The following is a 7,727-nucleotide window of genomic DNA, read 5'->3' as shown; positions in this document are numbered from 1 at the left end:
GCACGCATCCCTGATGGCTCATATACCGCTTTTGCTGCGCCAACCAACGAGGTTCAAACCGGCAAAGAGAATAGCTGCGACGCAAACGATGGAAGGTCCTGCCGGAGTATCGAACAGATAGGCGCCTTGAAGACCGGCGACAGCCGAGATGGCTCCGATCACGGCAGCGATCCCCGCCATAGCCTCGGGTGTGCGGGCAAGGCCGCGCGCAGCGGCGGCCGGTATGATCAGCATTGCCGCAATAAGAAGCACCCCGACTACTTTGATCGCAACGGCCACCGTGATAGCCAGCGCGATCGTGAGGATGAGTTGTTCCCGCCGTGGATCAAGGCCACTGGCATAGGCCAGTTCTTCGTTCAAGGTAGACGTCAACAACGCCGACCATCGCCAGACGATCAGTGCGACCACCAGCGCAGCACCGCCCCAGATCACCATGAGGTCAATCCGCGATACCGCCAGAATGTCACCAAACAGATAGGCCATCAGGTCGATCCGCATGCCGGACAGAAAAGAGACCGCCACAAGGCCGAACGCGAGGGCGGAATGGGCCAGCACACCCAGAAGCGTATCCATCGCATATCCCCTCCCGGCAAGATGCGTCACAGTCAGCGCCATGATCAGCGCGACCGCCATCGTGCCCGCGAAAACCGACATCTCGAGCGCAAGCGCCAGAGCCACCCCCAGAATGGCGGCATGCGCCGTGGCGTCGCCAAAATAGGCCATCCGCCGCCAGACAACAAAACAGCCAAGCGGGGCGGCGGCAAATGCGACACCAACGCCCGCGAGCGTGGCGCGGGTCATGAAATCATCAAGCATTACTCTGCGGCCTCATGGCTGTGTGGGTGGTCATGGTCATGATCATGATCATGGCGATAAAGCGCCAACGCCCCGCCAGTGCCCGACCCGAAAAGCGCACGGTATTCGGGCGCAGAGGCCACGATTTCCGGTGCCCCTTCGCAACAGACGTGACCGTTCAGGCAGATCACCCGGTCAGAGGCGCTCATCACCACATGCAATTCATGGCTGATCATCAGGACTGCGCATCCGGTTTCGCGGCGCACCGCCTCGATTTGGCGGTAAAAGGAAGCCGAGCCAGGCTGATCCAGCCCTTGTGTCGCCTCGTCCAGCAGCAAGACATCAGGGCGGTTGATCAAGGCGCGGGCCAGCATGACGCGCTGGAACTGACCGCCGGAAAGCTGTGACATCTGCCGTTTCAGCAGGTCAGGCACGCCTGCAGTTTGCAGCGCCGCCTGGCAGTCTGCCTTCGATACATCACCTGCCAAGCGCATGAATCTCTCGACGGTGATCGGCAGGGTCGGATCAATATGCAGGCGTTGCGGGACATAGCCGATCTTCAGGCCGGGCCGCAGCGTCACCTTACCTGTCGTGGGCTTGGTCGCACCGATAATCGCCCGCAAGAGGCTTGTCTTGCCCGATCCGTTGGGGCCGACGATCGTGACGATTTCGCCTGGTTCCAAATTGAAGTCCACATTGCGCAGGACTGTATTTGCACCGTAGGCGACACTCAGGTTCTTGACGGCAACTAGGCTCATGTGTTGGCCCTTTCCGCACAGGCGGGGCAAACGCCCTCGGCTTCTACGACCGTCTTTTCAATTTGAAACCCTGCGGCCTGTGCCGCAGCGCCCAGCCCGCCTTTGGCAGGCGATGATTGCGCTTCGGCGACCGCATCACAAAGACGGCAGATCATGAAGGCGGGCGAATGGCGCTCGCCCGGGTGGGCGCAGGCCACAAAGGCGTTCAGTCGTTCGATCTTATGGACAAAACCGTGTTCCGCGAGAAAATCCAGAGCGCGATAGGCAACTGGCGGCTGCGATCCGAATCCCGCGTCCCGCAAAAGATCAAGAATGGCATATGCGCCAAGTGCGCGGTGTTCCTTTAACAAAAGCTCCAGAACCTTCCGGCGGACGGGCGTCAGGCGCAATCCTTCAGCGGCGCAGCGCGCTTCGGCCCCGGACAAAGCCTGTGCGACGCAAACCTTATGGTCGTGCTCTTCAAATCCGATCGGGATCGTTTTTTTTGCAGACATGCGTCGCGCCTCACTTGTAATGTTATTGTATATCATATAATCCCATCGCAATGTTATAAAATCACAAAGGTGTTCCGATGTCCAGAAAGCTCATATCACTCTCCGCAATCGCCACGTTGATGGGCGGCACGGCCATGGCAGATGTGCCAAACGTCGCGGTTGATATCGCGCCGGTACATTCACTGGTTGCCCGCGTCATGGAAGGCGTTGGCACCCCTACCCTTCTCCTCCCCCCCGGTGCGTCACCCCACGAATACAGCCTCCGCCCATCCGAGGCGACAGCATTGCAGGATGCCGATATCGTGGTCTGGATGGGCGAAGATCTTGCGCCATGGATGGAAGGCGCGATCACGACGCTCGCCGGGGATGCCCGCGTTCTCACGCTTTTGGATGCGGATGAAACCATGCTGCTCGATTTCCGCGAAGGGGCTTTGTTTGAAGAGCATGGCCATGAGGATGAGCACGATGATGCAGACCATGCCGAAGATGAACACGGCCATGAGGCGGAGCATGATAACGAGGCGCATGCCGAAAGCGGGCAGGACCATGAGAATGAGCATGACCACGAGGAACACGCCGAGGACGCGCATGACAATGACGAAGACGACCATGCACATGACCACGGTGCCTACGATTCGCATGCATGGTTGTCGCCGTCAAACGCAGCGAGATGGTTCAATCTGATCGCGGCCGAATTATCGTCAGCCGACCCCGAGAATGCAGGCGCCTACTTTGCAAATGCCGCCGCAGGGCAAGCAGAACTCGAAACCTTGAATGCACAGGTGAACGCAACTCTGGAGCCCGTGCGGGGCGGCAGCTTCATTGTCTTCCATGATGGCTATCAGTATTTCGAGGCAGATTTCGACTTTCCCGCTTCCGGGGCCATCTCGCTGAGTGATGCGACGGACCCAAGTCCTGCGCGTATCGCCGAGATTCAGAAACGGGTCCGCGAAGAAGGCATTGACTGCGTATTGACCGAACCACAGTTCAACCCGGGTATCGTGGCCACAGTGCTGGAAGGCACCCAAGCGAATACCGGTGTGAGCGATCCGCTCGGTTCCGATCTTGAACCGGGGCCTGCTCTCTATCCGCAACTCATCCGCAATCTGGCCACGACACTCGCCGATTGCATGTAAGCACGTTTGAAAATCGGGGCGTGGCCATCCTGATCACGCCCCTGCCACATCAAATCCTTGCACTCGCGCGATGCAACTGGTTAACCATAGGTCACTTTGGATCTTGGTCATAGGCTGCGCGGAGAACATCAAAATGCAAGAGTGGTGGCGCAGTGCCGTGATTTATCAGGTGTATCCGCGGTCCTATCAGGATAGCACAGGCGATGGTGTCGGAGATCTCAACGGGATCACCCGCAGGCTTGATCACATCGCGGAACTGGGCGTGGATTGTATCTGGCTGTCCCCGATCTTTGCCTCACCACAGGCTGACATGGGATATGATGTATCGGACTATCTGTCGGTCGATCCGTTATTCGGGGATCAGGCCGCGTTTGACGAACTGATCGCCGCAGCCCACGCCCGCGACCTGAAAGTGATCGTCGATCAGGTTTTGTCGCACACCTCTGATCAGCACGAATGGTTCAAGCAATCCCGGGTCAGCCGCGACAATGACAAGGCCGATTGGTACGTCTGGGCCGATCCCCTTCCTGACGGGTCGCCTCCCACGAACTGGCACAGCCATTTCGGTGGCCCTGCGTGGGAGTTTGATCCACAGCGCGGCCAATACTATCTGCACAACTTTCTGGCGTCGCAACCCGATCTGAATTTCCACAATCCCGATGTGGTGGACGCCATCCTGCAAACCTGCAAATTCTGGCTGGATCGCGGGTTGGACGGGTTCCGTCTGGATACGGTCAACTACTATTTCCACGACAAAAAGCTGCGCTCGAATCCGCCTGCACAGGCTAAACCGCAGGTCATGGCAACCGACCTCTACGGGATGCAGAACAACATCTACAACAAGACCCGCCCTGAAAACCTTGGATTTCTGGAACGGTTGCGCGCTCTGACCGATCAGTATGAGGATATCATGATGGTCGGCGAAGTTGGCGAAATGGGCCATCGGTCGATCGAGATCATGGGTGAATACACCGCGGGGACAAACCGTCTGCACATGGCGTACAGCTTTGCGATGCTGGGGCCGGATTTCAACGCAGAGCACTTTCGCAATTGCATCGAAGGCTTCCAGCACGGCGCACCGGACGGCCACCCCTACTGGTCGTTCAGCAACCACGATGTGCCACGTCAGGTCTCCCGTTGGGCCGAACATGCCGTTTCAGAGGACAGCATGGCGCGGCTTGCCTGTGCGATGCTGATGTCGTTTGAAGGGACCATTGGGATCTATCAGGGAGAAGAGCTGGGCCAGACCGAAACCGAACTGGTCTTTGAAGAGCTGACCGACCCCCCCGCAATCCGCTTTTGGCCAGCCGTCAAAGGGCGCGATGGATGCCGGACGCCGATGGTGTGGGAAAAAGATGCGCCAAACGCAGGGTTTTCAACCGGAAAGCCGTGGTTGCCCGTAAAGCCACCACAGGCGGCCAAGGCCGTCGACCAACAAGGGCCTGGCGGCGTTCTGGCCTATTACAAGGCGATGATCGCCTACCGCAAAGCCAGCCCTGCGCTGTCGCGTGGCAAAACAACCTTCATTTCTCTGCCTGAACCGCTGCTGGCCTTTACCCGCACAGACAATGCACAGACACTGACTTGCGTCTTCAACCTGTCGGCAGAGAAGCAGACCGTACCGCTCAAAGCTGCGGCCGAGATTGCGATGGGCGAGGCCGCCACACTGACCAACGATACTCTGGTTCTGGAAGGCAACGGGTTTGTCTACCTGTCACACGGGGCAACCGTTCCGCTCTAGGATCAAGTGATCACATCCGGTGCATGGCGGCCTGTGATCGCCTGCAAGTCCGATATCTCCAATGCTGCATTGCGCACATTGGCCAAGACCGTTTCCGGGTCGTCTTGCAGGTGATGCGGATCGGTTTCCAACTGCTCCAGATAAAGCCGGATCGTCGCCCCCTGCGTCCCTGTTCCGGACAAACGGAACACCGCGCGCGCACCACCCTCAAAGGCGACCCGCAGGCCCTGCCCTGACGACACCGAACCATCGACAGGATCCAGATAGGAAAACTCATCCGCGGCCGCCACCGTCATCGCGCCAATCTTGGCCCCCGCCAGCGTCGGCAGCTTTGCACGCAGAGCGTCGATCATCGTGTTCGCCTTGTCGCTTTCCACATCCTCATAGTCGAACCGCGCATAATAGCAGCGGCCATGCGCAGCCCAAAGATCAGCCATCAGATCGGAAACCGATTTCTTGGTCTCGGCCAAGATATTGAGCCACAAGAGAACCGCCCAAAGCCCGTCCTTCTCACGCACGTGGTCAGAGCCGGTGCCGGCACTTTCCTCGCCACACAGCGTCACTTTGCCTGCATCCAGAAGGTTGCCAAAAAACTTCCAGCCCGTCGGAGTCTCATAGCACGCAATCCCGAGGCTCTCTGCCACGCGGTCAACCGCCCGCGATGTCGGCATGGAGCGTGCAACCCCCGCCAGTCCGCCACGATAGGCAGGGGCCAGATGCGCATGGGCCGTCAAAAGCGCCAGACTGTCAGACGGCGTTACATAGGCCGCGCGCCCGACAATCATGTTGCGGTCCCCGTCGCCATCAGAGGCCGCACCGAAATCGGGAGCATCGGCGCCATACATGCGATTCATCAATTCCTTGGCCCAGATCGGGTTGGGATCAGGGTGGCCCTTGCCAAAATCAGGGCTGGGCGTGCCATTGAGGACAGTGCCTTTCGGCGCGCCCAGCATGTCTTCAAGGATCGTATGTGCGTAGGGGCCGGTCACCGCATGCATCGCGTCAAAGCACATCGTGAACCCGCCCGAGAATAGTGCGCGGATCTTGTCGAAATTGACGATTGTCTGCATCAGGTCGGCATAATCAGCCACAGGGTCTACGATCTCGACCGCCATATCCTCCAATGACTGCATCCCGATCGCGCCAAGATCGACGTCATCCGCAGCACAAATCTTGTAAAGATCAAGCGTCTTGGTGCGCTGATAGATCTTGTCCGTCACGGCCTCTGATGCCGGGCCACCGTTGGGACCGTTATACTTCAATCCAAAATCGGCATTCGCCCCGCCCGGGTTATGGCTGGCTGACAGGATCAGGCCACCGTCCGCCTTGCGCAGCCGGATCAGATGAGAAGCCGCAGGCGTGGACAGGATACCGCCCTGCCCCACGATACACTTCGTTGCACCGTTCGCGGATGCCATGCGCAAAATGATCTGGATCGCCGCATCGTTGAAGAAACGGCCATCGCCACCAATCACGAGCGTCTTGCCTTCAACCCCGCCGATCCCGTCAAAGATCGACTGCACATAGTTTTCCAAAAAGTGAGGTCGCCTGAACACGGCCGTTTTCTTGCGAAGACCGCTGGTCCCCGGCTTTTGGCCATCAATCGGAGTGGTCCGTACGGTGTGTATCGGCATGTCTTGTCCTCCCTCGTTACATCTTTGCAGATCAGTCCTCTGCTGTCTCATGCGAGAATACCACAACACTGTCCGCAGCGATCCGCATTCCCGGCGTGACCTTGATCGCATCATCCTGACTGGTATCAAAGCGGCGCACCCAAACGTCACCCTGTGGCAAATCGGGGGCCGTGATCTCAACCGCCTCCCCGCGGTTGAGAACCACCAACAACGCCCCTTCACGTTTCACATATTCAGGTGACCCTGACGCCATCCGCATTTCCGCCACCAGCGTATCGAGGGCCGGGTTGTCCCAATCCTCTTGCTGCATCGCTTCACCATCAGCGCGACGCCAAAACAGATCAGGCTCGCCATCAATCAGACGCTGACGCGAATGCAGGAAACGTGTCTGGCGCAACAACGGGTGCATCTTGCGAAAGGCAATGGCCTGCTGGCAAAAGGTAAAGAACGGATCATCCTCTTCCGGCCAATTGACCCAGCCGATTTCATTGTCCTGACAATAGGCGTTGTTGTTGCCGCCTTGCGAGTTGCTCAACTCATCACCTGCCAGCATCATCGGCGTGCCCTGTGACAGCATCAGTGTCGCCATCATATTGCGTTTGCGGCGTATGCGGGCGGCGTTGATCTGGACGTCATCGGTCGGCCCTTCGACACCCATATTGTCGGAACGGTTGTTGAAATGCCCGTCCCTGTCGTCCTCGCCATTGGCCAGATTATGCTTGCGGCTATAGCTGACCGTGTCGTGCAGGGTAAAACCGTCATGCGCGGTCAGGAAATTCAGTGATGAAGTCGCAGCCCGACCGTCATGATCAAAGTAAGGTGCTGACCCGACCAGCCGCTCGGCAACGTCTCTGACCTTGCCTGCATCCCCGCGCCAGAATTCGCGGACGTTGTCGCGGTATTTGTCGTTCCATTCGGCGAACGGGGCGGGATAAGCGCCCAGTTGATAGCCCCCCGGCCCGATATCCCACGGCTCTGCGATCAGTTTGACCTGATTGAGCACCGGATCCTGCCCGATGGCGCGAAAGAAGGGCCCGTCACGTTCGAACCCGCGTGCCGTACGCCCCAAGGCCGTGCAAAGAGCAAAGCGGAAGCCGTCCACATGCATGACCTCGACCCAATAGCGCAGGCTGTCCATGACCAGACGAATGACGAACGGGTTTTCGAAA

General features: G+C 58.6%; 6 protein-coding genes and 1 pseudogene. 2 read left to right on the top strand and 5 right to left on the bottom strand.

What is annotated here, in order from left to right; translation table 11 throughout:
* Positions 1-18: 18 nt before the first annotated feature.
* From R6T97_RS14460 to R6T97_RS14450, 3 genes are read right to left on the bottom strand one after another with little or no spacing between them, the layout of a single operon-like run.
* Positions 19-816 (bottom strand): metal ABC transporter permease, encoded by a 798-nt coding sequence (locus R6T97_RS14460; RefSeq protein WP_410349998.1) that lies wholly within the window; start codon positions 814-816, stop codon positions 19-21.
* Complete coding sequence (locus R6T97_RS14455; protein WP_410349997.1) at positions 816-1,553, bottom strand: ATP-binding cassette domain-containing protein; 738 nt, start codon at positions 1,551-1,553, stop codon at positions 816-818. Before R6T97_RS14455 ends, R6T97_RS14460 begins: the two co-directional genes overlap by 1 nt.
* The gene (locus R6T97_RS14450) at positions 1,550-2,047 is read right to left on the bottom strand and encodes a transcriptional repressor (RefSeq protein WP_410349996.1); all 498 of its coding nucleotides are present in this window, start codon (positions 2,045-2,047) and stop codon (positions 1,550-1,552) included. The genes R6T97_RS14455 and R6T97_RS14450 overlap by 4 nt, the downstream gene beginning before the upstream one ends.
* Before the next feature lie 77 nt (positions 2,048-2,124).
* Between R6T97_RS14450 and R6T97_RS14445 the strand changes: the two genes are divergently transcribed.
* Together R6T97_RS14445 and R6T97_RS14440 are read left to right on the top strand one after the other, a co-directional pair.
* Positions 2,125-3,183: a zinc ABC transporter substrate-binding protein gene (locus tag R6T97_RS14445; protein ID WP_410349995.1), complete on the top strand. Its 1,059-nt coding sequence runs from the start codon at positions 2,125-2,127 to the stop codon at positions 3,181-3,183.
* A gap of 133 nt (positions 3,184-3,316) precedes the next feature.
* Entirely contained in the window at positions 3,317-4,924 is a 1,608-nt protein-coding gene (locus tag R6T97_RS14440) for an alpha-glucosidase (protein WP_410349994.1), read from the top strand.
* A gap of 2 nt (positions 4,925-4,926) precedes the next feature.
* Here R6T97_RS14440 and R6T97_RS14435 read toward each other — a convergent pair whose 3' ends face one another.
* Together R6T97_RS14435 and R6T97_RS14430 are read right to left on the bottom strand one after the other, a co-directional pair.
* Positions 4,927-6,558, bottom strand: a complete 1,632-nt coding sequence (locus R6T97_RS14435) for an alpha-D-glucose phosphate-specific phosphoglucomutase (RefSeq protein WP_410349993.1) — start codon at positions 6,556-6,558, stop codon at positions 4,927-4,929.
* A 31-nt stretch (positions 6,559-6,589) separates the two neighbouring features.
* Positions 6,590-7,727: pseudogene (locus tag R6T97_RS14430) on the bottom strand (glycogen debranching enzyme GlgX); the annotation flags it as partial.

Origin of the sequence: Yoonia sp., from assembly GCF_046498525.1 — a bacterium.
In the GTDB taxonomy this organism is placed as follows: domain Bacteria; phylum Pseudomonadota; class Alphaproteobacteria; order Rhodobacterales; family Rhodobacteraceae; genus Yoonia.
This window is presented reverse-complemented; position numbering and strand designations above follow the sequence as displayed.

What these genes read in the sequence shown, in the direction of transcription:
- R6T97_RS14450 (WP_410349996.1), bottom strand. Translation starts at nt 2,047, where the DNA reads ATGTCTGCAAAAAAAACGATCCCGATCGGATTTGAAGAGCACGACCAT.
- R6T97_RS14435 (WP_410349993.1), bottom strand. Translation starts at nt 6,558, where the DNA reads ATGCCGATACACACCGTACGGACCACTCCGATTGATGGCCAAAAGCCG.
- R6T97_RS14460 (WP_410349998.1), bottom strand. Translation starts at nt 816, where the DNA reads ATGCTTGATGATTTCATGACCCGCGCCACGCTCGCGGGCGTTGGTGTC.
- R6T97_RS14455 (WP_410349997.1), bottom strand. Translation starts at nt 1,553, where the DNA reads ATGAGCCTAGTTGCCGTCAAGAACCTGAGTGTCGCCTACGGTGCAAAT.
- R6T97_RS14440 (WP_410349994.1), top strand. Translation starts at nt 3,317, where the DNA reads ATGCAAGAGTGGTGGCGCAGTGCCGTGATTTATCAGGTGTATCCGCGG.
- R6T97_RS14445 (WP_410349995.1), top strand. Translation starts at nt 2,125, where the DNA reads ATGTCCAGAAAGCTCATATCACTCTCCGCAATCGCCACGTTGATGGGC.